This is a genomic window from Rickettsia endosymbiont of Urophora cardui (assembly GCF_964030725.1).
In the GTDB taxonomy this organism is placed as follows: domain Bacteria; phylum Pseudomonadota; class Alphaproteobacteria; order Rickettsiales; family Rickettsiaceae; genus Rickettsia.
Window position 1 is genome coordinate 307,646 of the sequence record NZ_CAXIPY010000007.1, and the last position, 24,315, is coordinate 331,960.

The following is a 24,315-nucleotide window of genomic DNA, read 5'->3' on the forward strand; positions in this document are numbered from 1 at the left end:
AATATAAAACATCAAGTAGACGAAGTTCAACTTGGAAAAGAGCAAGGAGCCTATAAGGCGAGGAACGGAGCGTATACTTAATACGTGAGTACCGCAGATCTTATAAGACGACGCAGCCAATTTTTCAAGTTCAACGAGTATACCAAAATATAACTTGCCTGGATGATAGCATGATGTATTATTTTGTAAATAAAATAATTGTGATAAAAAAATGTATAAACCGAAGATTAGCTGTTTATTATTAGGTCTATTAAGCGGCTTGGTTTTTGCTCCGACTTTTCTATTACCTGCATTGTTAACCTTATCTTATCTTTGCTATTTGGTACAAAAATCTAAAGATTGGCAAGAGGCAGCAAAGCTTGGATATATATTCGGTTTTGGGCATTTTTTAAGTGGCATATATTGGATTAGCATCGGTGTTAGCGTTTATATATCAGATTTTTGGTGGGCTATTCCTTTCGCATTATGTGGCTTACCTATAATTTTAGCTGTTTTCGTATCTGCAAGTTGTGTATTTAGTTTTTTCGTTAGAAATAACAAATATTATCACTTTATATTTTGCCTATATTGGGTGTTATTTGAGTGGGTAAGATCGTGGATATTTACCGGTCTTCCTTGGAATTTAATAGGTTATGCTTTTTCATTCTCGGATATTTTAATCCAATCTTTAAATATAATTGGAATATATGGGCTTAGTTTTATAGTAATCTATATTTCCACTTCTTTTTATCCATTTTTTACCAAACAGTTTGATCAGTTAAAAGTTTTATTACTGACTTCCAGCATCACCTTAGCCGTGATAATTACTTATGGCAGTGTAAGGCTATATAATAATCCTACAAATTTTACTGATATAAAAGTCCGTTTAGTGCAACCATCAATCCCTCAAACCGATAAATGGAATGAAGAAGAATTTTGGCATAATTTAATGCGCCATATTAATTTATCAGAGCACTCACAGCCTATAGACTTAGTTATTTGGTCGGAGGCAGCTTTAGTAGTACCTTATGATATACCTGTGGTTAAATCAGAGTTGTTAGGGCTACTAAATTCGGTAGATGCTACTTTGATTACAGGTGGGATATCCGATAATAAAAAACGGGGAGAGGATTTTGAACTCTATACTGCTATGTATGCTCTTGAAAAGAACGGCAATAAATTATTTGAATATCATAAATCTCATCTAGTGCCTTTTGGTGAATATATGCCATTTAAAAAAATACTACCTTTTAAAAAGCTAACTCATGGTTTTATTGATTATACTGAAGGGAATGGCGAACTTGTCCATCTTGATAAATATAACCTAAAAATAAAACCTTTGATTTGCTATGAATCTATTTTCCCTGATTTTGTCCGAACAAATAATGAAACAGCTGATGTAATAATTAACGTTACAAATGATGCATGGTATGGAAAATCTAGCGGACCATATCAACATTTTCATATTAGCAAAAGTAGAGCTGTAGAAAATGGTTTACCGATGGTTAGATTAGCAAATAATGGTATTTCTGCAATAATAGACCCTCTTGGTAGGGTAATAAAAAAATTAGATTTAAACGAAACAAATTATATTGACGGTTTAATTCCTAAAAAACTAGATTCTCCCACAATTTTTTCGAAATTCGGAAATATTACTATTCTGCTAATCGTATTTTTTATATTTTTAGTTAACTATTTATTAGATAAAAAGTCCGTCCGCCAAAACTCTACAAGCCTTATAGATAATATGGTTTTAAGACAAGAAGTAATACAACAATCCGTAAGAAAATGATAAAATATGGTCATAAACCTTATGGATTTCAGTCAATGCCAATAGACAACATTATCAAATCGCAAGAACAAGGGAAACTGTTTGGTTATAAATTAAAAGAAGAATTAAACCCAAATAATAAGCTATATAAATTAAGAGAATTAATAAATTGGTCTAGGCTCGAAGAGTGGTTATCAAAAAATGTTTGTATTAAGAAATTTGGTAGAAATAGAAAATGTCATAGAGTGATGCTTGGCATAACGATGCTACAAGCAATGTATAATTTTTCAGATTCATTATCAGAGAAAGAGCTAAAAGAGAATATGTATTGGCAGTATTTCTGCGGGTGGGAATATATAGAAAAAGACATAGCTATCTCGGAAACTAGTATACGACGGTTTCGTAGTGTATTAGGTGAAGCTGGATATAATGAGATATTATCGGAGTTGATCAGGGTTGGGATAAAAACTAACACAATTAAAAAAAAAGATTTGGAATTAATCATCGCTGATACGACTGTACAAATTAAGAATATCAAACACCCACACGATGTTTATTTAATGGATAAAGCTAGGCTTAGCATAGTAAAGCTTTGCAACAGTTTGGGTATACATTTGAATGAAACATACGCTAGAACCTATAAACGCGATATAGTAAAGCTATGGAAATATAAAGAACATAGTAAAGCCAAGAAGCGTTGGAAAATAATGAAGCATTTAAAAATATTACTGGGTCGTTTGATTAGAGTATGTGAGCGTGAGATCAAAAATAAGCAATTAAACTTGTCTCTCAAAAATCAAGAAGTATTGCAAAAAATAAAACAAATACATAACCAATCTGTTTTAAAAAGAGAAGCTAAAAAGCAATATAAAGAAGATAACAAAGTATTATATAGTTTTCATGCCCCTGAAGTAGAGTGTATAGGAAAGGGAAAACGCAACAAGCCATATGAGTTTGGCAATAAAGTAGCGGTAGTAGTAAGTGGTCGTAGAAATTTTGTTTTATCCGCAAAATCGTTTCATAATAATCCTTATGATGGTCATACATTGCATCAGAGCTTTGAAGCAGTAGAGAGTGTCACTGGAATCAAGATAGTCCGTCCGCCAAAACTCTACAAGCCTTATAGATAATATGGTTTTAAGACAAGAAGTAATACAACAATCCGTAAGAAAATGATAAAATATGGTCATAAACCTTATGGATTTCAGTCAATGCCAATAGACAACATTATCAAATCGCAAGAACAAGGGAAACTGTTTGGTTATAAATTAAAAGAAGAATTAAACCCAAATAATAAGCTATATAAATTAAGAGAATTAATAAATTGGTCTAGGCTCGAAGAGTGGTTATCAAAAAATGTTTGTATTAAGAAATTTGGTAGAAATAGAAAATGTCATAGAGTGATGCTTGGCATAACGATGCTACAAGCAATGTATAATTTTTCAGATTCATTATCAGAGGAAGAGCTAAAAGAGAATATGTATTGGCAGTATTTCTGCGGGTGGGAATATATAGAAAAAGACATAGCTATCTCGGAAACTAGTATACGACGGTTTCGTAGTGTATTAGGTGAAGCTGGATATAATGAGATATTATCGGAGTTGATCAGGGTTGGGATAAAAACTAACACAATTAAAAAAAAAGATTTGGAATTAATCTCTCAGGGTTTAATTCCCCGAAGCTCTGCTTCGTGATATCATAAGAAACAACTAAAACTTTTTTAGATACCTCGTAGCTCTGCTGCGAGGAGCATCATTCATCGCTGATACGACTGTACAAATTAAGAATATCAAACACCCACACGATGTTTATTTAATGGATAAAGCTAGGCTTAGCATAGTAAAGCTTTGCAACAGTTTGGGTATACATTTGAATGAAACATACGCTAGAACCTATAAACGCGATATAGTAAAGCTATGGAAATATAAAGAACATAGTAAAGCCAAGAAGCGTTGGAAAATAATGAAGCATTTAAAAATATTACTGGGTCGTTTGATTAGAGTATGTGAGCGTGAGATCAAAAATAAGCAATTAAACTTGTCTCTCAAAAATCAAGAAGTATTGCAAAAAATAAAACAAATACATAACCAATCTGTTTTAAAAAGAGAAGCTAAAAAGCAATATAAAGAAGATAACAAAGTATTATATAGTTTTCATGCCCCTGAAGTAGAGTGTATAGGAAAGGGAAAACGCAACAAGCCATATGAGTTTGGCAATAAAGTAGCGGTAGTAGTAAGTGGTCGTAGAAATTTTGTTTTATCCGCAAAATCGTTTCATAATAATCCTTATGATGGTCATACATTGCATCAGAGCTTTGAAGCAGTAGAGAGTGTCACTGGAATCAAGATAAAGAAATCATTTGTTGATCTTGGGTATAGTGGTAGCAATGTAAAGGAGAAGAGTAAGGTATATACCCCAAAAACGCGGAAGAAGTTGTTACAAGAGGACAAGTCTATGATCAAGAGACGCAGTGCCATAGAACCAATAATAGGTCACTTAAAGCAATATGGTCGGATGGGTAGAAACTTCTTGAAAGGTATGATAGGAGATATTATCAATCCAATAATCTCTGCTATTGGTTTGAATTTACGATGCATTGCAAATCATTTACAAATCGTGTCTAACTCCACATAAATCAAAAATATCATCATGCAAAAACTAGATGAACGATAAAAAATCGTTAACAATAGCTCCATATCAAAATTAGACCAACACAGAAATGTATCAGTAAAAATTAACATAACTTATTAATTTTTATTGAAAATCTTAGCAATTTGTTGTCAAAACTCTATCCCATTACAAATGATCAGGATTTGAAGTGTTTTTGGCGGATAGACTAAAAAGCTTAAAATGATGCTCCTCGCAGCAGAGCTACGAGGTATCTAAAAAAGTTTTAGTTGTTTCTTATGATATCACGAAGCAGAGCTTCGGGGAATTAAACCCTGAGAGATTAATTTTTACTGAACAAACAGTTTGAGTCTGGCTATTTAGTAAATCTGTAATATGATCAATTATTGGCTCAATCTTCTTTTCTAATAGCACTTCTAATGCAGTAACTACATTCAATTCTCCATACATTTTTGCTAATTGTAATATTTTAAGATATATTTTATGCCCTTTATATGGATATATAGAGATAAGCTGGTCATATACCTGACGAAATATAGCACGTGGGAATAAAGCTTCATAATATTGATATTGAACAAATGCTCCAGGTTTACGTACTAAACTATCAATAATATGTCTATAATCAATAACATAGCCATTGCTGATTCTAGACATTTTGTAGAAGTCAAGATTTGATCTTACAGACACTATAAATTTCGTACCTGATTGTCAGTTAAATTTTGACTGTCAGATACATATTCAAGATACAAGATTTCATTATTCTTTTCAACAGCTAATTTCTTACTATCCTTAAAAGTTTGCATAGGAGTTTTACCATAACAATATTTACCAGAATGAGGTCTTTCATTATTGAAATACTCTAGCCAGATATCAAGATCTAATTGTAGGTCATCAAGATTTGTATAAATCTTTTTCCGCATAGCTGTATCAAAGAATTCTTGTTTCATTGTTTTATTAAAACGCTCACACATACCGTTTGTTTGAGGAGAATATGCTTTAGTAGTAGTATGCTCTATACCTTCGATACTTAGAAATAATTCAAAAGCATGATGCTCTATATTCCCCTTATATTCTGACCCACGATCTGTAAGACTGAAGTTTTGACAAAAAGATAACCAAACTTATAAAGTATGATATAAATACGCTCAAATACAAAATGGTTTTTAGTGTGTATGATTATGCAAGAAATGTTGCAAGAAATAAAAAATTTTCCCCTATAATCAAGATGTGGTTTTAGAATTAATACTATCACTAGTAACTAATGATAGCGTTAAAGCAAGATCTGTTGTTGAATTAACAACTAATAAATATTTTCAGCGTAGTTGGTCAAGTGTATACAGAGCTATAGAGAATTTTTACTGTGCTCGTGATGAATCATTAAATATAAGAGATGAGCAACGTTTTAAGACTCGAGAAGATATAGAAAAATACTTAATAAGTAAACTGATTAATGAGGGTAAAAACTTACTGCAAATAGATACTACAGTGAATACCAGCCAATCGCCAAATCACTGGCAATCATAAAATCTATGCGACCCCTATTGCGTAAAAAATTATTATATTCTGACCAATTCGTTATTTTATATTTAGAATACTTGCGTGATTTACTAAAAGGGGCTTTCTTCCGAGATCTCATATAATCTGGATTATTTTTTAATTCAGGACATCTTACCAGATTATCACCACTCTTGCTCTACAAATTTTATTTATAGCTAACACGGAAATGTTTCTACCACATATTAGGAAAAACTTAGGCATTGATCAATAATTTTATGTAAACAGTTTTTAAAGTTAGTCCAGCAATGTTTAATAGGATTTAGATCTGGTGAATATGTGAGTAAATACAAAAACTATGGTAAAAACCTTTTCGCGTTAGCTATATGCAACAAAGCCATACCTCATTGGGTGTTTTATAACCGAGCACTTTTCTTGGTAAATTATTTAAAAAATCCTCAATTTCTTGTAATTGCTTTATTGTTAATTTTTTTATATCTAAAGATTTAGAGTATACTCTGTGCACCATTGAGTTAATCTTCTCTATCAATGGTTTTTGCCATGGAGAATAAGGATTGCAAAAATATACTTTTCGTTCAGATTTTGGCAATAGTTGTTCATGATTGGTAAATTCTTTGCCATTATCTAACGTTATGCTTTTGATTATATGCGACAATTGTTTAAGTTTTTTATTCATGTTACCAATCACATCTTGTGTTCTTTTTGAACGGTTTAAAGTGAGAAACACTTTTTGTGTTCTGATATCCACAAGAGCGCCTATATTACGACTTTGATTACCTTTGTTAAAAGTTAAATCACCTTCTAAATGACCTATTGCTGCTATCTTTCTATTTATCTCTGGTCTTTCAGTAATGGAAACTCGATTTGGTATAGCTAACGCGGAAAGGTTTTTACCATAGTTTTTGTATTTACTCACATATTCACCAGATCTCAATCCTATTAAACATTGCTGGACTAACTTTAAAAACTGTTTACGTAAAATTATTGATCAATGCCTAAGTTTTTCCTAATCTGTGGTAGAAACATTTCCGTGTTAGCTATATTGTAATTCTTTTGTTTCTGATTCTTGTACCATGATGCAACCTATTTTTCCTTTTTCTTGCTAAAGATAAATATAATTTTTGCCTTTGTGCTATAGGAGATGTATAAATAAACTGGTATATACTCTCTGTAGAAATATTGACAGTATCTCGTGATAGTTTACGTCTACCTGAAATTATATCTGGTGAAATACCCTGTGTTAACTGCTTTATTATTTCTGCTCGTAAATTATTATCAATATCTAATTTTCTTTTTCTCTTACCTTGCCTTAAACTGCAAGCAAGTGTGTTAGGCTTTGTTGCATAAATAAGATTTGTAGAGCAAGAGTGGTGATAATCTGGTAAGATGTCCTGAATTAAAAATAATCCAGATTATATGAGATCTCGGAAGAAAGCCCCTTTTAGTAAATCACGCAAGTATTCTAAATATAAAATAACGAATTGGTCAGAATATAATAATTTTTTACGCAATAGGGGTCGCATAGATTTTATGATTGCCAGTGATTTGGCGATTGGCTGGTATGCTGATTACAGAGAGGAAATGAAACGAGGAAGACCTAGACGCTATAGTGATCACGCTATATTACAGTGTTTGAAGATCAGATGCTTATTCGGTCTTAAGTTACGCCAAACCCAAGGCTTTATAAACTGGCTCTTTGAAATATCGGGTTTATCTATTAGATGTCCAGACTATACAACATTAAGTAAGCGTATGAAGTCATTAGATCTTAGGTATTTACATGGAAATCAAGATAAAGAATTTAGTTGTATTTCAATGGATAGTACAGGGATACAAGCCTACACAGGGAACGAATGGCTAGAAAATAAGCATGGTAAGCAATATAAGCGTCGCATATGGAAAAAGCTACATATCGTTATAGAAGATCAAGGTATGATACTTGCCGATAGTACCACAGAGCATACTATAGATGATAGATCACAGATTGGACTACTAATAGCTAATGTCAGAGCCAAGGATTTTCTGGGAGATCGAGGGTATGACGGTGAATCTACATATCAATTGTTGAGAAAGAAGAAGATAAAACCAGTTATTAGACCCCCAAACTCTTCAGTAAAAGTTCAATCGCTTAGGGATAAAACTGAGAGAGATGCAGCTGTTATATATCAACAAAACAAAGGATACCAAGCATGGAGGGTAAAGAATAATTATGGTAGAAGGGAGCGTGTAGAGAACACGTTCTTTCGATTTAAAACTTCTTTTGGTAGTAAGTTTCTATCAAGACATGATCAAAATATGACAAAAGAAATGTCTATTAAATGCCACTTATTAAACAAAATGTTTGAAATTGGTAAACCTATCTCTGTGCCTGTTGGCTAGGCTAGCATTGCGGGGTTAGGGGCAGTATATTCAAAAGCTTATTTATGCAACAAAGCCATGCAAAAGTAGGTAAGCAAAGGTTCTTGAGTAAATTATTTAGCGGTTGCGGAGTTATTATCTGTTTACTCATGCAACCTCCATTGTTTTAAAGCAATGTAATTGATCATATTCAGACAGTATTGGTTGATTAATTTTTACTGAACAAACAGTTTGAGTCTGGCTATTTAGTAAATCTGTAATATGATCAATTATTGGCTCAATCTTCTTTTCTAATAGCACTTCTAATGCAGTAACTACATTCAATTCTCCATACATTTTTGCTAATTGTAATATTTTAAGATATATTTTATGCCCTTTATATGGATATATAGAGATAAGCTGGTCATATATAGCTAACACGGAAATGTTTCTACCACAGATTAGGAAAAACTTAGGCATTGATAAATAATTTTACGTAAACAGTTTTTAAAGTTAGTCCAGCAATGTTTAATAGGATTGAGATCTGGTGAATATGTGAGTAAATACAAAAACTATGGTAAAAACCTTTCCGCGTTAGCTATACCTGACGAAATATAGCACGTGGGAATAAAGCTTCATAATATTGATATTGAACAAATGCTCCAGGTTTACGTACTAAACTATCAATAATATGTCTATAATCAATAACATAGCCATTGCTGATTCTAGACATTTTTTGTAAACATTTGTTACCATAGTAAAGCTCTATTTCTTCAGAATAAATATAAGCTTTTAAAGTATAACCTATTAAGCGACTAGGCACAGAATAAGCTACAGATAAAATACTAACTGTACTGCTTGGATTAACACGTACTGATAATATTGTAGGTGCATTCCATTTCCTGATTGGTAACTCTTTTAAATGAACTAATTCTTCAGCTAATTTTTCTTTTCTACAGCTATTTCGCTTTTCTTTAATTTGTGTAAGGAATAATTCATAAGCTTTTAAATCAACAAAATTACGTGATCCACGTAATAGCAGATGTTGATTCACTGCTTGCTTAAATGTATCATGACTTTTTTCAACAGAACCATTTTCATGACTGACGCCTGGATTATTTCGCGATGGTGCAACATTGTAATAACCAAGCAATTCTTGCCATCTTTCTGTAAATTGTCTACTATTACCACATTGCTTGGTAGCTGCACTTAAATTATCTGTACGATGCTCTGGTAAAACTCCACCTAACTCCCATACAGCTTTTTCAAACCCTGATGCTAATGTATCAAAACTTTCACTATGGCATATGCTAAAAGTTTCCCAACATGAATAAGGCAACATAAAATGAAATAGTAAGTGAGGATATGGTTGCCCACCAATACAAATACCCAATTGATTCATATTGGTCCAATCAGACTGACTCTGTTTGCCAGGAAGAATATTTTGTAAAAAGATTACTGTCTTATCCTTACCATGTGCAGCTCTCCATTGTTTCAACCTTTTCTGCAAACAGCGTAATTGCTTCCCATTATAATTCCCATGATACTTTTCTGTCAAATATGCTAATATGGTAGTTGCTTGCAACTCCGGTGCTGATTCTAGCATTGATTCTATTTCATCCCAGTGCTTCACAAATGGATCCTTACGTGTCCTATATTTACGTATTGTGCGTAATTCGCTTGGATACTTATTAATACGTAAATACTTACGTGCCGTTTTTACACTCATACCTGCTTTTGCAGCAGAAATTATCTGATTATATTTTTTGATCTTTTGCATTAAAATACCTACTTGGTTATTTGTACATGTCATCAGTAATTCTCGAATAATATTTAAATATTTAAAAATAAATTTTTATTCGATTTTACTGTCCATAGTTACTTCTTTTTTATAGGTAATTTTAATGTTCGTTGAGGGTAATTCTAATATTCGTTAGTCACCTAAATTAGCGTCTTGAGTCATTTGATCAAAAATGGAGTAAGCAATATCCGCATATAGCTAAATCTTGGTATAATAATTGGGATAATTTGATAATTTTCTTGCAATATCCAAAGGAGATTCGTAAGATTATTTACACTACAAATGCGATAGAATCGCTGAATAGCCAATTGAGAAAAGTTACTAAGAATAAACGCATCTTTCCAAATGATGACGCAGTATTTAAGGTTTTATATCTGACAATTGATTATATTACCAAAAAATGGTCTATGCCTATCCCCAATTGGAATGAAGCTATGGCTCATTTTATGATCAAATTTGATGGTAGAATTTAATGGTTCACGAAATTTACACAATTGATGAGACAGAGCCAGCTGTTGAAAAGAATAATGAAATCTTGTATCTTGAATATGTATCTGACAGTCAAAATTTAACTGACAATCAGGTGCGAAATTTATAGTGTCTGTAAGATCAAATCTTGACTTCTACACTTAATGGCTATGACCTATCAAAATATATGGGGATTGCGTCCTAAAAACAAAAATAGTCGTATTGTGATTGGAGGCAGCTTGTTTTTGCCATTATTACTGGAGTATCCGGAAGCTCCTAAAGCTCAGTCGCTTGCTGATAAGAAACGTTTTGAAATATTATATCTAACTGATTAATCCCTGTTGGGTTAAATTCCCCGTGGCTTGCCACGATTATTTTATCTATGTTTTTCATGTCCTAGTTTCTTATCTAATTTGATGTTTAATTTAGTTGGTGTTGTTATTATGCTCTTTTGAATATTTTGTCTTTTTTCTTGAGATAATAAATTTTCATTATTATTGGATATTTTCGCTATAATCTGATTAATATTATTCTGCTCCAGTTTTATCGCTTTATCGTTATTTAAAATTAGCTCTCCAATTTTTTCACCAATTTTAGGAGCATATTTTACGGCAAAAATTGAAACAGGTAGAACTACAATAGAAAAAGCTGCCCCTGCTGTTGCAACGCTAATCGCTCCGACTAAAAGGGCACAAGCAGCACCAGCAATTTTTCCGGTAGTTTGTTTAAATAGATTACTTTTTCTTGTAAGTTCTGAAGATATTTCTAATACTTTACTAAATTCTTGTTGTATATAAGTGTTTACTTCATTAGGGGTTTTGTACTTATTTATGCCATATCTTAAAGATGTACGGAATAATTTTACGTGCGATTGGGCATAATTAATTATTTCGTCGAAATTCTTTTCTTTTAAAAGAACTTTAAACACGTTTTTAATTTTTAATTTTTCTTCACTACTTATTTTTTCAGCTCCAAAATACATTTCTACTAGATTTTCTGCTACGATATCCTGTGATTGTTCAGAAATATTTTGATTATTCTCATCTTCTGGAGTAATCAGAATTACAAATAATTTTAGAGCTAGAGAAAAACTATCATCATTAATAACACGTAGCCTTAAGTGATTTTTAAGCCTTGAAATACATGTATTTATATATTTTTTAGCTTCAGGTTTTGAATTAAGTCTTATCGCATAATCTATAGCAAGCATATTTGCAAGAGTTGAGCAGGTAATTTCGGTAAGGTTATTAATAAAATTATTAATAATGTCTTTTTTAAATAAAGTAGTATCTATATTATTCATGTTGAAGATAATTCTCGTATATATAATATTAATTTGGCATAAATAAGGTTAGGAGGGTGAGCTACTGAAAGTTTGTAAATATTTTTAGGTGTTAATACTTCTTCATTTCGTACTCTTACAAATGATATAAGTGTGTTAGGCGGCATATAAGAATAGATTTTATGAAATATTTTTAGGAAAGTTATAAAATCCACAGCTGCATATTTTATATTTATACTATAATTATTTACACGAATATTTTCGTTTTCGATTGCCGGAATATTATTGTTAAAAAAGACTGAGTTTATTGATATATCTATAGGTTCTAGTAGATTATATTTATTGCTTAAACCTTTTATTTTAGGAATTAATTCTTGATAATTTAAGCAGGTTACTTTATTTGGTAAACTTAAATCGACATATTTCTTATAGGATTCTAAAATTTCTTCTTTAGAATTTTGTACGGAATAAAGCTTTAATACTTCTTCAGTTAAACTTTCTTGAGCTAATTGTTTATTAAGAATTGATTGTGCATATTCTTGCTGTAAACTTTTTATTACCCAAACAGTTAATGAAATAAAGAAAAAATATATAATAAATTGAAAGAATATAAGATTCTTTAAATACACAATATATTTTTGAAACATCTCTTTACCTTAAATAATTTAAGTTTTTTCGTCAATGATACTAACAAATAAAGGGATTTCTACTCTATTTGATATATCAATTATTTTATCCTTATATATAACGTAATCTATATACAAATGAGGTAATTTATTTTTTACGCTTGTCATATGATCATTAAGCATTTTGATTGACTCATCTACTGAGATGCCTTGAGTATTGTAATTAAGCAATAGTTTAATTAATAAGTGTCTTTTTGAGACCAGTAAAATATTATCTATATTTGTTAATTCCCATTTTATTTCTTTTACTTTAAAAGATGGATTAAGGGTAATAATAAGTTTTTCAAGTAGTTCAAATGGTAATGGTACTGGTGCTTCCAGTAATTTGTCTATTACGTATAAGTCAGCAAGACTAGTAGTATTTTTAATATATGGATATTTATGTTTTATATTATCATATTCTTGATTTGTGGCATAATATTTTTCATTAATAAAGTTAGTATCTTTATAATTTATATCTGTACGATATTTCATAACACCAGCAGTAATTATTAGTGTTGCAAGTAATGCAGCAGATAATTTAAATGTTAAGCTTCTTATAATAGTTAGCTTTTTTATTGATTTTAGATAACTATTAGAAGCAGGAAAGTTTTTATGTTTGATAAGTAATTTACTGATATTTGTATCTATAAGCCGAGTATTCTCTAGATTCGGTTCGTTTAATATGTTATCAACTGGAACAAGGATTACACGATAATCTTCAAAGCTTATAGGCTCTAATAAAGATTTTAATTCTTCATCTACTATAAGAATAATGCAAACTTCTTTATTGAGATTATTGATATAGTTTTTAAATAATATTAAATAGTCATTAATTTCCTGTTCTATAATACCTTGAACATAACTAGCTGTCTTATCAAATGGATATTCAAAATTTCTAATGGTGATTATATTATTTTTATGTTTGATAATGAACTTTATACCGCCAGCTTGTGTTGTAAAAGTACAAATTTGAAAATAATTTGCAAATTTATTATTTTCTACATTTTGAACTATTTTATTGATAATAACTTGTAGTTCTAGCGTTAAAAAATACATTCCTTTAAAATTAAACAATCTATTTTCTATTACGCATGAAACTATATCGCTTAAAGGAGCTTTTAAAGGAGATGACATAATTAAAAGCGACCAAATCTCGCTTGGTTGAGAAGTAACCTCATAAACACAATGAGCTATAATATCTTCTTTCTCAAAATACCCTGCAATAAATTGTTCAATAGGATCTATCTTGACTATAGATTGCAATACTGGCAACTGATCATGACGCATCTTGCATTCAGTATTATCAAGTAAAAAGTAAATATCACTTTTGGAAAATTTATTAAAAAAATTCTTATATAAGCTTAAATCAATTTGCTCTTCTTCCTTATAAGGAATAAATAATTTATCTAATATTTTATCGCCAAGAAAAGCACTAAGAAAAATGCCTTTATTGCCTAATAAAACTACAATATTTTTTTTCAGTTTAAATAAGTCAAAAATATTTTTCATGAATATTTTTTATAAATTAAGTTTATTTTGATTATAATTCATTATATATAATTAATTTTTATACTTATCATAATATATATGTCTAAATTTACCACCGAAGAAATTAGAAGTAAATTCATATCTTACTTTAAAGCAAATAATCATACGCATGTAAGTAGCAGTCCGCTCATTCCTCATAACGATCCGAGCCTTATGTTTGTTAATTCTGGTATGGTACAGTTTAAAAATGTCTTTACTGGGCAAGAAAAAAGACCGTACGACAAAGTAGTAACCAGTCAAAAATCGCTGCGGGCAGGCGGAAAACATAATGACCTTGAAAATGTTGGCTATACTGCAAGGCATCATACGTTTTTTGAGATGCTCGGTAATTTTTCTTTCGGTGATTATTTTAAAGAGCAGGCTATATATTATGCTTGGAATTTACTGACTAAAGAGTTTGAATTACCAAAGGATAAGCTTTATGCAACAGTTTATCACACTGACGACGAAGCAGCCTCTTATTGGAAAAAAATAGCGGAGTTTTCAGATGATCGCATAATTAGAATTAAAACAAATGATAATTTTTGGTCAATGGGGGATCTAGGTCCATGCGGTCCGTGTTCAGAAATATTTTATGATCATGGTGAGCAAATATATGGTGGTTTACCTAGCACCAAAGATGAAGATGGTGACCGCTTTATCGAAATTTGGAATATGGTATTTATGCAACATGAACAGATTGATAAAGACACCAGAATAGATTTGCCGAAGAAGTCGATTGATACCGGCATGGGTCTTGAGCGTATGACAGCAGTGCTACAGCATGTTAATAATAATTATGATATAGATCTATTCCAAGAAATAATTAGTTTCACAGAGAATATATTAAAGGTGAAAGTAGAGGCAGAGGCAAAATTCTCATACCGTGTTATTGCTGATCACTTAAGAGCTTGTAGCTTTTTGATAGCTGATGGGGTAGTGCCATCAAATGAGGGACGTGGTTACGTGCTACGCCGCATTATGAGAAGAGCTATGCGTCACGCTCATATACTCGGGTCAAAAGAGCCGCTAATGTATAAGTTACTGCCGAAACTTGTTGATTTAATGGGTAATACATACCCTGAGCTTAAACGAGCAGAAAGCTTTATAAGTATTATATTGGAGCAGGAAGAAATTAGATTTAAAACTACTTTAGAGCGTGGTTTAAAATTACTTTCCGAAGAAACAGAAAATCTAAATGCAGGCGGTAGATTATCAGGTGAAGTAGCATTTAAGTTATATGACACATATGGGTTTCCTCTTGATTTGACCGAAGATATTTTAAAAAATTGTAATATTGCTGTTGATCATCAAGGATTCGAGCAGCAAATGCTTGAGCAAAAAGAGCGTGCTAGAAAATCTTGGCTTGGATCAGGTGAATCTAAAACTGATCAGCTATGGTTTGATATTAAAGCAAAATATGGCAGTACGGAGTTTTTAGGCTACAATCTTAATGAAGCTGATGGAAAAATAGTTGCTTTAATTAAAGATAATGCTTTAGTAAACGATATTAGCGAAATAGATACGCAATTTCTCTTAATAGCCAACCAAACGCCTTTTTATGGTGAGTCAGGTGGGCAGATGGGCGATATCGGAGTAATTAAAACCCAAAATTGTGAAATAGACGTAATAGATACTCTAAAATATCTAGGTTCTATCATAGTTCATAAATGTATATTGAAAAAAGGTAAGGTTACTACGGATGAAAATGCTAATTTTAGTATTGATGTTAAGTATAGGCAAAATTTAAGAATTCACCATTCGGCAACTCATTTGCTTCATGCTGTATTGCATCAGGTACTTGGCAAGCATGTTACGCAAAAAGGATCACTCGTTGCTACTTCTTATTTAAGATTTGATATTAGCCATCCTAAAGCTTTAACTCCTGAAGAAATTGTTTTAATTGAAGATAAGGTAAATGAGATTATTAGAGATAATCATGAAGTAGATACTACGCTTATGTCTACCGAAGATGCGGTAAAACAAGGAGCTATGGCATTATTTGGCGAGAAATACGATTCTGAAGTTAGAGTAGTTAAGATGGGTGAAACTTCGCTTGAGCTATGTGGCGGTACGCATGTCAGACATACCGGTGATATTGGTTGCTTTAAAATTACCAGCGAATCAGCTATTGCAGCAGGTATTCGTAGAATCGAAGCAGTTTGCGGTGAGTTTGTAATTAAGCTAATTAGGGAAAAAGAGGGGCTACTTAAAAATATAGAAAATAGCCTAAAGACCAACAAAAATGAGCTTGTTAGTAAAGTTAACAATATTTTAGAGCGTAATAAAGAGCTTGAAAAGGAGTTAGAAAAAACTTATTTAGCTAGTTTAGATTTAAGCGTCGAGCAGATTGAAAAACAAGCCGAAAAGATCAAGGAAATTAAGTTAATTTATCGTCATGTAGAAAATTTAGACAATAAAATTTTACGTCAAGCTGCCGAGAATTTAGTTAAAAAAGCAGAAAATTTAGTAGTGGTGTATGTTGGAAATAATAGCTCTAAACTATCTATTACTGTTGCAATAAGTAAGGCTATAACAGATAAATTTAAAGCAGGTATAATTGCAAAAGAACTTTCGTTATTTTTAGGTGGTAGCGGTGGCGGTGGGCAGCCTTCCATTGCCCAAGCTGGCGGAAGCGACCTTGCCAAATTACCGAAAGTCAAAGAAAAGCTACAAAGCCTATTAGATATTTAATATAAACTTTAAAAATGATGCTCCTCGCAGCAGAGCTACGAGGTATCTAAAAAAGTTTTAGTTGTTTCTTATGATATCACGAAGCAGAGCTCCGGGGAATTAAACCCTGAGAGATTAAAAATTGATTATATCTGGCTTAATTAATTATAGAACTTTCCAAGCTTTAACTGTTTTTGTTGAAATGCTTTATAAGAAGGTTTGCCTGAACCTTGATTCTGTACATAATTACGTAATTTCTGCTCATCACCATGTTTACCTACTGTGCTCATAAAATATCCTTTACTCCAAAACTCACTTCCCCATAATTTTTCTTTAAGATTTGGATATTTCTCAAACATTTTCTTAGAAGTAATACTTTTTATGATTTGAGTTATTTTTGTTGGGCTATACATTGGTATTGACTGTAATAAAAAATGTACGTGATCTTTATCTACTCCTATTTCTAAAAATCTAATTTCATAACGATCTTCTATGTGCTCACAAATTTTACACAAATAATCATCTAGTTCTTGATTGAATATTACTCTTCTATACTTTGCCGGCGTTACTAAATGATATATTAGTACTGTGACATTATGACTCTTATGTATATAACTGCTTTCTTCCATTCAAGTAGTATATCACGAAGCAGAGCTTCGGGGAATTAAACCCTGAGAGATTAATTTTTACTGAACAAACAGTTTGAGTCTGGCTATAGTAAATCTGTAATATGATCAATTATTGGCTCAATCTTCTTTTCTAATAGCACTTCTAATGCAGTAACTACATTCAATTCTCCATACATTGTTGCTAATTGTAATATTTTAAGATATATTTTATGCCCTTTATATGGATATATAGAGATAAGCTGGTCATATACCTGACGAAATATAGCACGTGGGAATAAAGCTTCATAATATTGATATTGAACAAATGCTCCAGGTTTACGTACTAAACTATCAATAATATGTCTATAATCGATAACATAGCCATTGCTGATTCTAGACATTTTTTGTAAACATTTGTTACCATAGTAAAGCTCTATTTCTTCAGAATAAATATAAGCTTTTAAAGTATAACCTATTAAGCGACTAGGCACAGAATAAGCTACAGATAAAATACTAACTGTACTGCTTGGATTAACACGTACTGATAATATTGTAGGTGCATTCCATTTCCTGATTGGTAACTCTTTTAAATGAACTAATTCTTCAGCTAATTTTTCTTTTCTACAGCTATAGCTAACACGGAAATGTTTCTACCACAGATTAGGAAAAACTTAGGCATTGATCAATAATTTTACGTAAACAGTTTTTAAAGTTAGTCCAGCAATGTTTAATAGGATTGAGATCTGGTGAATATGTGAGTAAATACAAAAACTATGGTAAAAACCTTTCCGCGTTAGCTATATTTCGCTTTTCTTTAATTTGTGTAAGGAATAATTCATAAGCTTTTAAATCAACAAAATTACGTGATCCACGTAATAGCAGATGTTGATTCACTGCTTGCTTAAATGTATCATGACTTTTTTCAACAGAACCATTTTCATGACTGACGCCTGGATTATTTCGCGATGGTGCAACATTGTAATGACCAAGCAATTCTTGCCATCTTTCTGTAAATTGTCTACTATTACCACATTGCTTGGTAGCTGCACTTAAATTATCTGTACGATGCTCTGGTAAAACTCCACCTAACTCCCATACAGCTTTTTCAAACCCTGATGCTAATGTATCAAAACTTTCACTATGGCATATGCTAAAAGTTTCCCAACATGAATAAGGCAACATAAAATGAAATAGTAAGTGAGGATATGGTTGCCCACCAATACAAATACCCAATTGATTCATATTGGTCCAATCAGACTGACTCTGTTTGCCAGGAAGAATATTTTGTAAAAAGATTACTGTCTTATCCTTACCATGTGCAGCTCTCCATTGTTTCAACCTTTTCTGCAAACAGCGTAATTGCTTCCCATTATAATTCCCATGATACTTTTCTGTCAAATATGCTAATATGGTAGTTGCTTGCAACTCCGGTGCTGATTCTAGCATTGATTCTATTTCATCCCAGTGCTTCACAAATGGATCCTTACGTGTCCTATATTTACGTATTGTGCGTAATTCGCTTGGATACTTATTAATACGTAAATACTTACGTGCCGTTTTTACACTCATACCTGCTTTTGCAGCAGAAATTATCTGATTATATTTTTTGATCTTTTGCATTAAAATACCTACTTGGTTATTTGTACATGTCATCAGTAATTCTCGAATAATATTTAAATATTTAAAAATAAATTTTTATTCGATTTTACTGTCCATAGTTACTTCTTTTTTATAGGTAATTTTAATGTTCGTTGAGGGTAATTCTAATATTCGTTAGTCATTGATAGAAACTTACTACAAAAAGAAGTTTTAAATCGAAAGAACGTGTTCTCTACACGCTCCCTTCTACCATAATTATTCTTTACCATCCATGCTTGGTATCCTTTGTTTTGTTGATATATAACAGCTGCATCTCTCTCAGTTTTATCCCTAAGCGATTGAACTTTTACTGAAGAGTTTGGGGGTCTAATAACTGGTTTTATCTTCTTCTTTCTCAACAATTGATATGTAGATTCACCGTCATACCCTCGATCTCCCAGAAAATCCTTGGCGCTGACATTAGCTGTTAGTAGTCCAATCTGTGATCTATCCAGGAGTTTCGCACTTAGCAAAAAGTATGTTAATCTAGAGAAAAATAGTTTTAGATAAAAATGACAAGAACAAAATGTAGCAAGGACTTATATAAATCATTTTTACAAGCAAGTAGTGTCAGATATACTAGCAAGGCATTATCTGAAGTGAGTCCAGTAGATCTATCTCACGATAGTGCAAGTCGATGGTTAAAGAGTAAGGATTTTCGTCCTAGCGAAATCTATAAGGAAGTGTCAAAATATATAGATTGGGAAGCACCGTGTTTATTAGTGGGGGATGACACCTTATTATCAAAGCAATACAGTCAGAAGATTGAGCTTGTACGTTATCAATATTCTGGAGCTGTACATGATGTTATACCTGGTATAGGAATGGTAAACTTACTACATTACAATACTAAAATTGCTCAATCTACTCCCGTAGATTATAGAATATATGATAAAGACACTGATGGTAAAACAAAGAATGAGCATTTTTGTGATATGCTTACTTTAGCTAAAGAAAGAGGTCTCAATCCTGATGCCATAGTCATGGATGCTTGGTATAGCGGGTTGGAGAATTTAAAACATATACGTAATTTAGGCTGGCTATGGGTTACCACCCTAAGGAAAAATAGAAAAGTTAATCATAATGTTAGCTTGGAAAGTTTAGAGATACCCGATGAGGGGCTAAAAATTCACCTACGTGGATACGGTTGGGTTACGGTATTTAAGTTTGTGGCAAAGAATGGTCGCATTGATTACATAACAACGAACTTGGAAAATCCCACACGTGAGCAAATAGAGAAAATTGTTAAGGCACGTTGGTCTATAGAGGTTTATCATCGAGAATTAAAACAAACTTGTGGTATTGAACGCTGTCAGGCACGCACGGGCCGAGCTCAAAGAAATCATATTTGCCTTGCAGTATTTGCCTGGCTTGATATGAATAAAAGGAGGATAAATGAAAACATTACTTTATATCAACAAACTTGGGAAGTTATAAAAACATCAATTCAAAACAATATCAGATGGCTTTTAACTGATTCGCAACTTTGCTAAGTGCGAAACTCCTGCTATCATCTATAGTATGCTCTGTGGTACTATCGGCAAGTATCATACCTTGATCTTCTATAACGATATGTAGCTTTTTCCATATGCGACGCTTATATTCTGAAGTTTTGACAAAAATTCTAATTTTTCTGACTAAAGTAAAAATTTATATTTAAAGTTAAATATTTAGTGCTTTTATCAGCTTAAAAGCGATATTTCTACAATTTAAAGTAAATTATTGGATATATAATACAAATTATAGATTGATACACTCGCCACTTTTTTTAATAAAAATTTTTTGTCAAAACTTCAGTAACAATGTTAAAGAGTTAAAAGAGGGGATTGATCATTATCTGAATAAATATAATTATCACAGATTTCATTCAAGTATTGGTTATAAAAAGCCTATGAATGTATATCTGAATTATATGCAAAATTATCAGCAAATTGCTGCCTGATAATCGAAAAATTAGGAAAACATACTACTCATTTTTTTGTCTTGATTTTTCATGTATGGACCTCCTGTAGAATGCAAGAAAAAAATAACATCAATAATAAAAACAAACAAATGCAGTCATGTATCCGGCTTATAGCTGATAAATCAACCTAATTTATTCTACAGCCCTGATGGAATTCGCTGGCTTACAAACTATATACTTATCAGTCCATCGGCTTCTAAAAGAGCCACTGAAAAACGCAGTTTTTTTGTAAGCTAAGGTTTGTCTTATTTACCATCAATATTAATTATCTCAAGCATATTTCGGGTTGGAATCTCTTACATATTGTTTTGCTTTTACCTATTCATTATATAAATCACCATTTATTTTACTTATAAGTGCTATGCTACACACTCTTTAGCTACAAACTTTACTCTCTACATAATCATCTCCTGATCTTAGTACAGCAAACACCACTCTTGCCAACTTATTAGCTATGGCAACTGTCGTTTTATTATGGCTACTTCGCTCAGATATAGCTAACGCGAAAAGGTTTTTACCATAGTTTTTGTATTTACTCACATATTCACCAGATCTAAATCCTATTAAATATTGCTGGACTAACTTTAAAAACTGTTTACATAAAATTATTGATCAATGCCTAAGTTTTTCCTAATCTGTGGTAGAAACATTTCCGTGTTAGCTATAAATTAAACATCCATTTCGTAAATTGGCTAAAATCTTTTTTAGATTTCTGTTCTTCCGATGTAAATCTTATCTTGGCATTTAGTACAGCTCTAGCCCCTTGAATTAATAAAGTGCGTAAGTATACATCACCTCGCTTGCTAATTCCCAGCAGCTTATCCTTCCCACCACTTGAATGTTGTCTTGGCACTAATCCTAGCCATGCCGATAATTGCCTGCCATTCTCAAAACTTGTAGCATTACCTATTGATGCTATTAAAGCAGTAGCAGTAATTAAACCAAGACCAGGTATAGCTCTTAATCGTTGATATTGAGTTAGGTTACTTGCTATCATTGTTAATCGTTTTTCTATCTCTTTTATTTTTCTGTTATTATCTAAGAATTCTTCTTTTAGTTCACTAAATGTTTGATAACTTAACTGGCTTAATTTCCCTGCATCTAAAATCTCAATTAATTTTGTGATAACCTTATTAATGCCTTGAGGAACAATAAAACCAAACTCATGTAGTAGCCCCCTAATTTCATTAGCAAGTGCTGTACGATTTTTTACCAATCTCTCTCTTACCCTATGTATTGATAAAATTTCTTGTTGCTCTATAGTTTTAATTGCAACAAATCTCATATTAGGTCTTGTCACGGCTTCACATATCGCTTCAGCATCTGCTTGATCATTTTTATTAGTTTTAACATATGGTTTGACAAATTGCGGTGCCATTAGTTTTACTTCATGCCCTAATTTAGTTATTTCTCTTGCCCAATAACTAGAACCACCACAAGCTTCCATCCCTACTAAACATTGTGGTAAATTAGCCATAAATGTCAAAACCTGATCTCTCATCAATTTTTTCTTTAATACTGTCTTGCCATTTTTATCTACACCATGAATTTGAAAAATTCTTTTTGCAATATCTATACCAATTGTAGTAACCTCCATATGGACCTCCTTAATTGTTGTTTTAATATGTTAAATATTAACCCTAGAAGATTAGCAACTGCTTTTCATTCTCTATATCAGGAGGTCCATACCATTAGTCCACTATCACCAGATCATAGAAATATTAGAAATAATCATCAGGTCAAACCATTTGCACCAGTAATACGCAAAAGTAATAAACATGGTAAGTGGGAAATTACAATAAAATCAAGTTTTGATGGAAGTAATCAAATTACCAAAACCTCATTTAATAAAAAGCTAGCATTACCCAATAATATTAGTGAGTATAAACCAGCAATATTAGACAAAATTGCTACAGTTTTTGATACATTATGTACCCAAATAGAATAAATAAATTTTGTTATTACTAAAAAAGTATAAAAAAATTGGAATACATTTCTCCTTATTGAAAGGATTTTGTCAAAACTTCAGTTATTATTGCTTACCATGCTTATTTTCTAGCCATTCGTTCCCTGTGTAGGCTTGTATCCCTGTACTATCCATTGAAATACAACTAAATTCTTTATCTTGATTTCCATGTAAATACCTAAGATCTAATGACTTCATACGCTTATTTACTGAAGTTTTGTCAAAACTTCAGTAAAATCTATGCGACCCCTATTGCGTAAAAAATTATTATATTCTGACCAATTCGTTATTTTATATTTAGAATACTTGCGTGATTTACTAAAAGGGGCTTTCTTCCGAGATCTCATATAATCTGGATTATTTTTAATTCAGGACATCTTACCAGATTATCACCACTCTTTCTCTACAAATCTTATTTATGCAACAAAGCCGGAGTTCATAAGGCGAGGAACGGAGCGTATAGTTAATACGTGAGTATCACAGCTCTTATAGAATGACAATGCCAATTTTTGAAATTCATCGAGTATATCACCATCTAATGAGGGCACTACCCCAAGTAAGACCCGCACCAATAGCCGAGAATAAAATAATATCACCTTTTTTGATTTTACCTGAAGCTTTGAGAGTACTTAAAGCAAGGGGAATAGAAGCAGCTGAACAATTAGCATGTTTTTCTACAGTTTTTACTACTTTATGATCTTCGACATTTAATAGCTCGGCAAGCTTATTAATGATGCGTACATTTGCTTGATGGGGGATAAAATAGTCAATATCGTTTACAGTAAAATTATTATTGCGTAATAATTCCTCTATAGATTGGTGCATTTTCTCTACTGCAAGACGGAATAGTTTCTGCCCCTGCATAATGATTTTACCGCTGCTGCCATTCATACTTACGCCACCATTGGTGTATAATATTTCGTAATCTGCACCGCTTGAAAAAATATTACTATCTATTACACCAGAATTATCATCGCTACGTTGTAGGATTACACTGCCTGCTCCGTCGCCAAATAAAACACAAGTAGCTCTATCTTCCCAATCCAGTAAAGAGGTCATTTTTTCAGCACCTATCAGCAGGATAGTTTTATATTTACCGGAGGAAATAAGAGAATTTGCTACTTGCACGCCATAAACAAAACCGGCACATACGGCTTGTAAATCAAATGACGGAACATTATTTAAACCAAGATAACCTTGTAGTTTAGTTGCAACTGATGGAAAGCTATTATCAGGAGTAGTAGTGCATGTAATAATTAAATCAATATCATTTACTGAAATGCCAGCATCTGCTATAGCCTTTTCAGCGGCTTTTAAAGCAATATGAGAAGTATATTCAGTATCACCTGCTATATGACGCTGCGAAATACCGGTTCTTGTTCTGATCCATTCATCGTTAGTGTCAACAAATTTTGCAAGTTCATCATTGCTAACAATTTTTGAAGGAAGATATCCGCCGCAGCCAATAATTTTACAGGTCATAAAAATTTA

At 32.0% G+C, this 24,315-nt stretch carries 27 protein-coding genes and 5 pseudogenes; 12 read left to right on the top strand and 20 right to left on the bottom strand.

The genetic code is table 11. The features are described 5' to 3' along the window. Positions 1 to 211: 211 nt before the first annotated feature. From lnt to AAHI98_RS15530, 4 genes are all read left to right on the top strand, one after another. Positions 212 to 1,771 carry an apolipoprotein N-acyltransferase gene (gene lnt / locus AAHI98_RS15515; RefSeq protein WP_342226406.1) on the top strand — a complete coding sequence of 520 codons (1,560 nt, stop codon included), beginning with the start codon at positions 212 to 214 and terminating at the stop codon, positions 1,769 to 1,771. Beyond that, entirely contained in the window at positions 1,768 to 2,880 is a 1,113-nt protein-coding gene (locus AAHI98_RS15520) for an IS5 family transposase (protein WP_342226407.1), read from the top strand. The genes lnt and AAHI98_RS15520 overlap by 4 nt, the downstream gene beginning before the upstream one ends. Before the next feature lie 42 nt (positions 2,881 to 2,922). After that, on the top strand, positions 2,923 to 3,444 hold the full coding sequence (locus AAHI98_RS15525; RefSeq protein WP_342226408.1) for a transposase: 522 nt from the start codon (positions 2,923 to 2,925) through the stop codon (positions 3,442 to 3,444). A 121-nt stretch (positions 3,445 to 3,565) separates the two neighbouring features. Next, positions 3,566 to 4,384, top strand: coding sequence for a hypothetical protein (locus AAHI98_RS15530; RefSeq protein WP_342224702.1), 819 nt, complete (start codon positions 3,566 to 3,568; stop codon positions 4,382 to 4,384). A 270-nt stretch (positions 4,385 to 4,654) separates the two neighbouring features. Here AAHI98_RS15530 and AAHI98_RS15535 read toward each other — a convergent pair whose 3' ends face one another. Both AAHI98_RS15535 and AAHI98_RS15540 read right to left on the bottom strand, forming a co-directional pair. Then, a complete protein-coding gene (locus AAHI98_RS15535) occupies positions 4,655 to 5,032 on the bottom strand; it encodes a hypothetical protein (protein WP_342226409.1) in 378 nt (125 codons plus the stop codon). A 32-nt stretch (positions 5,033 to 5,064) separates the two neighbouring features. Then, positions 5,065 to 5,469 (bottom strand): annotated as a pseudogene (locus tag AAHI98_RS15540) (integrase core domain-containing protein); the annotation flags it as partial. A gap of 136 nt (positions 5,470 to 5,605) precedes the next feature. Here AAHI98_RS15540 and AAHI98_RS15545 point away from each other — a divergent pair. After that, a complete protein-coding gene (locus AAHI98_RS15545; protein ID WP_342226410.1) occupies positions 5,606 to 5,902 on the top strand; it encodes a hypothetical protein in 297 nt (98 codons plus the stop codon). Here AAHI98_RS15545 and AAHI98_RS15550 read toward each other — a convergent pair. The 3 genes and pseudogenes from AAHI98_RS15550 to AAHI98_RS18855 form a co-directional block, all read right to left on the bottom strand. After that, positions 5,859 to 6,014 carry a hypothetical protein gene (locus tag AAHI98_RS15550; RefSeq protein ID WP_342226411.1) on the bottom strand — a complete coding sequence of 52 codons (156 nt, stop codon included), beginning with the start codon at positions 6,012 to 6,014 and terminating at the stop codon, positions 5,859 to 5,861. The genes AAHI98_RS15545 and AAHI98_RS15550 overlap by 44 nt on opposite strands. Positions 6,015 to 6,254: 240 nt before the next feature. Next, the gene (locus tag AAHI98_RS15560) at positions 6,255 to 6,809 is read right to left on the bottom strand and encodes an IS30 family transposase (RefSeq protein ID WP_342226412.1); all 555 of its coding nucleotides are present in this window, start codon (positions 6,807 to 6,809) and stop codon (positions 6,255 to 6,257) included. A 127-nt stretch (positions 6,810 to 6,936) separates the two neighbouring features. Next, a pseudogene (locus AAHI98_RS18855) lies at positions 6,937 to 7,230 on the bottom strand (IS30 family transposase); the annotation flags it as partial. 79 nt (positions 7,231 to 7,309) lie between these two features. On the opposite strand from AAHI98_RS18855, the gene AAHI98_RS15565 reads away from it, so the two are divergent. Continuing rightward, a complete protein-coding gene (locus tag AAHI98_RS15565) occupies positions 7,310 to 8,272 on the top strand; it encodes an IS5 family transposase (protein WP_342224734.1) in 963 nt (320 codons plus the stop codon). Between the two features lie 126 nt (positions 8,273 to 8,398). Here the strand turns inward: AAHI98_RS15565 and AAHI98_RS15570 are convergent, their stop codons facing one another. Both AAHI98_RS15570 and istA (AAHI98_RS15575) read right to left on the bottom strand, forming a co-directional pair. Then, the gene (locus tag AAHI98_RS15570; RefSeq protein WP_342226413.1) at positions 8,399 to 8,710 is read right to left on the bottom strand and encodes a hypothetical protein; all 312 of its coding nucleotides are present in this window, start codon (positions 8,708 to 8,710) and stop codon (positions 8,399 to 8,401) included. 118 nt (positions 8,711 to 8,828) lie between these two features. After that, positions 8,829 to 10,043 carry an IS21 family transposase gene (istA, locus tag AAHI98_RS15575; protein ID WP_342226414.1) on the bottom strand — a complete coding sequence of 405 codons (1,215 nt, stop codon included), beginning with the start codon at positions 10,041 to 10,043 and terminating at the stop codon, positions 8,829 to 8,831. 140 nt (positions 10,044 to 10,183) lie between these two features. On the opposite strand from istA (AAHI98_RS15575), the pseudogene AAHI98_RS15580 reads away from it, so the two are divergent. The 3 genes and pseudogenes from AAHI98_RS15580 to AAHI98_RS15590 all read left to right on the top strand — a co-directional run. Beyond that, positions 10,184 to 10,504: pseudogene (locus AAHI98_RS15580) on the top strand (transposase); the annotation flags it as partial. Beyond that, on the top strand, positions 10,504 to 10,629 hold the full coding sequence (locus AAHI98_RS15585; RefSeq protein WP_342226415.1) for a hypothetical protein: 126 nt from the start codon (positions 10,504 to 10,506) through the stop codon (positions 10,627 to 10,629). The pseudogene AAHI98_RS15580 and the gene AAHI98_RS15585, both read left to right, overlap by 1 nt. A 34-nt stretch (positions 10,630 to 10,663) precedes the next feature. Beyond that, on the top strand, positions 10,664 to 10,834 hold the full coding sequence (locus tag AAHI98_RS15590; RefSeq protein ID WP_342226416.1) for a hypothetical protein: 171 nt from the start codon (positions 10,664 to 10,666) through the stop codon (positions 10,832 to 10,834). Positions 10,835 to 10,875: 41 nt separating this feature from the next. Here the strand turns inward: AAHI98_RS15590 and AAHI98_RS15595 are convergent, their stop codons facing one another. From AAHI98_RS15595 to AAHI98_RS15605, 3 genes are read right to left on the bottom strand one after another with little or no spacing between them, the layout of a single operon-like run. Further along, positions 10,876 to 11,802 (bottom strand): RP853 family protein, encoded by a 927-nt coding sequence (locus AAHI98_RS15595; RefSeq protein WP_410526265.1) that lies wholly within the window; start codon positions 11,800 to 11,802, stop codon positions 10,876 to 10,878. Next, the gene (locus AAHI98_RS15600) at positions 11,799 to 12,428 is read right to left on the bottom strand and encodes a hypothetical protein (protein WP_342226417.1); all 630 of its coding nucleotides are present in this window, start codon (positions 12,426 to 12,428) and stop codon (positions 11,799 to 11,801) included. Before AAHI98_RS15600 ends, AAHI98_RS15595 begins: the two co-directional genes overlap by 4 nt. Positions 12,429 to 12,446: 18 nt before the next feature. Further along, entirely contained in the window at positions 12,447 to 13,958 is a 1,512-nt protein-coding gene (locus tag AAHI98_RS15605) for a hypothetical protein (RefSeq protein ID WP_342226418.1), read from the bottom strand. Positions 13,959 to 14,036: 78 nt separating this feature from the next. Between AAHI98_RS15605 and alaS the strand changes: the two genes are divergently transcribed. Then, positions 14,037 to 16,670, top strand: a complete 2,634-nt coding sequence (alaS, locus tag AAHI98_RS15610; protein WP_342226419.1) for an alanine--tRNA ligase — start codon at positions 14,037 to 14,039, stop codon at positions 16,668 to 16,670. Between the two features lie 140 nt (positions 16,671 to 16,810). Here alaS and tnpA read toward each other — a convergent pair whose 3' ends face one another. The 5 genes and pseudogenes from tnpA to AAHI98_RS15630 all read right to left on the bottom strand — a co-directional run bounded on the left by tnpA (position 16,811) and on the right by AAHI98_RS15630 (position 19,368). Then, complete coding sequence (tnpA, locus tag AAHI98_RS15615) at positions 16,811 to 17,278, bottom strand: IS200/IS605 family transposase (RefSeq protein ID WP_342226420.1); 468 nt, start codon at positions 17,276 to 17,278, stop codon at positions 16,811 to 16,813. Between the two features lie 83 nt (positions 17,279 to 17,361). After that, positions 17,362 to 17,658, bottom strand: coding sequence for a hypothetical protein (locus tag AAHI98_RS15620; protein WP_342226421.1), 297 nt, complete (start codon positions 17,656 to 17,658; stop codon positions 17,362 to 17,364). Positions 17,659 to 17,721: 63 nt separating this feature from the next. After that, positions 17,722 to 17,832 (bottom strand): annotated as a pseudogene (locus AAHI98_RS18325) (hypothetical protein); the annotation flags it as partial. Between the two features lie 196 nt (positions 17,833 to 18,028). Continuing rightward, positions 18,029 to 18,910 carry an IS21 family transposase gene (gene istA, locus AAHI98_RS15625; protein ID WP_342226422.1) on the bottom strand — a complete coding sequence of 294 codons (882 nt, stop codon included), beginning with the start codon at positions 18,908 to 18,910 and terminating at the stop codon, positions 18,029 to 18,031. A gap of 110 nt (positions 18,911 to 19,020) precedes the next feature. Beyond that, entirely contained in the window at positions 19,021 to 19,368 is a 348-nt protein-coding gene (locus AAHI98_RS15630; RefSeq protein ID WP_342226423.1) for a transposase, read from the bottom strand. Between the two features lie 39 nt (positions 19,369 to 19,407). Between AAHI98_RS15630 and AAHI98_RS15635 the strand changes: the two genes are divergently transcribed. Then, on the top strand, positions 19,408 to 20,388 hold the full coding sequence (locus tag AAHI98_RS15635; RefSeq protein WP_342224659.1) for an IS701 family transposase: 981 nt from the start codon (positions 19,408 to 19,410) through the stop codon (positions 20,386 to 20,388). An 845-nt stretch (positions 20,389 to 21,233) separates the two neighbouring features. Here AAHI98_RS15635 and AAHI98_RS15640 read toward each other — a convergent pair. Both AAHI98_RS15640 and AAHI98_RS15645 read right to left on the bottom strand, forming a co-directional pair. After that, on the bottom strand, positions 21,234 to 21,398 hold the full coding sequence (locus tag AAHI98_RS15640; RefSeq protein WP_342226424.1) for a hypothetical protein: 165 nt from the start codon (positions 21,396 to 21,398) through the stop codon (positions 21,234 to 21,236). A 205-nt stretch (positions 21,399 to 21,603) separates the two neighbouring features. Further along, positions 21,604 to 22,455: pseudogene (locus tag AAHI98_RS15645) on the bottom strand (IS110 family RNA-guided transposase); the annotation flags it as partial. 27 nt (positions 22,456 to 22,482) lie between these two features. Between AAHI98_RS15645 and AAHI98_RS15650 the strand changes: the two are divergent. After that, positions 22,483 to 22,806 carry a hypothetical protein gene (locus tag AAHI98_RS15650; protein ID WP_342226425.1) on the top strand — a complete coding sequence of 108 codons (324 nt, stop codon included), beginning with the start codon at positions 22,483 to 22,485 and terminating at the stop codon, positions 22,804 to 22,806. Positions 22,807 to 22,890: 84 nt separating this feature from the next. Here AAHI98_RS15650 and AAHI98_RS15655 read toward each other — a convergent pair whose 3' ends face one another. The 3 genes from AAHI98_RS15655 to AAHI98_RS15665 all read right to left on the bottom strand — a co-directional run bounded on the left by AAHI98_RS15655 (position 22,891) and on the right by AAHI98_RS15665 (position 24,306). Beyond that, positions 22,891 to 23,022 (bottom strand): hypothetical protein, encoded by a 132-nt coding sequence (locus AAHI98_RS15655; RefSeq protein ID WP_342226426.1) that lies wholly within the window; start codon positions 23,020 to 23,022, stop codon positions 22,891 to 22,893. A gap of 8 nt (positions 23,023 to 23,030) precedes the next feature. Then, positions 23,031 to 23,171, bottom strand: a complete 141-nt coding sequence (locus AAHI98_RS15660; protein ID WP_342226427.1) for a hypothetical protein — start codon at positions 23,169 to 23,171, stop codon at positions 23,031 to 23,033. A gap of 181 nt (positions 23,172 to 23,352) precedes the next feature. Beyond that, a complete protein-coding gene (locus AAHI98_RS15665; RefSeq protein WP_342226428.1) occupies positions 23,353 to 24,306 on the bottom strand; it encodes a beta-ketoacyl-ACP synthase III in 954 nt (317 codons plus the stop codon). Positions 24,307 to 24,315: the final 9 nt, after the last annotated feature.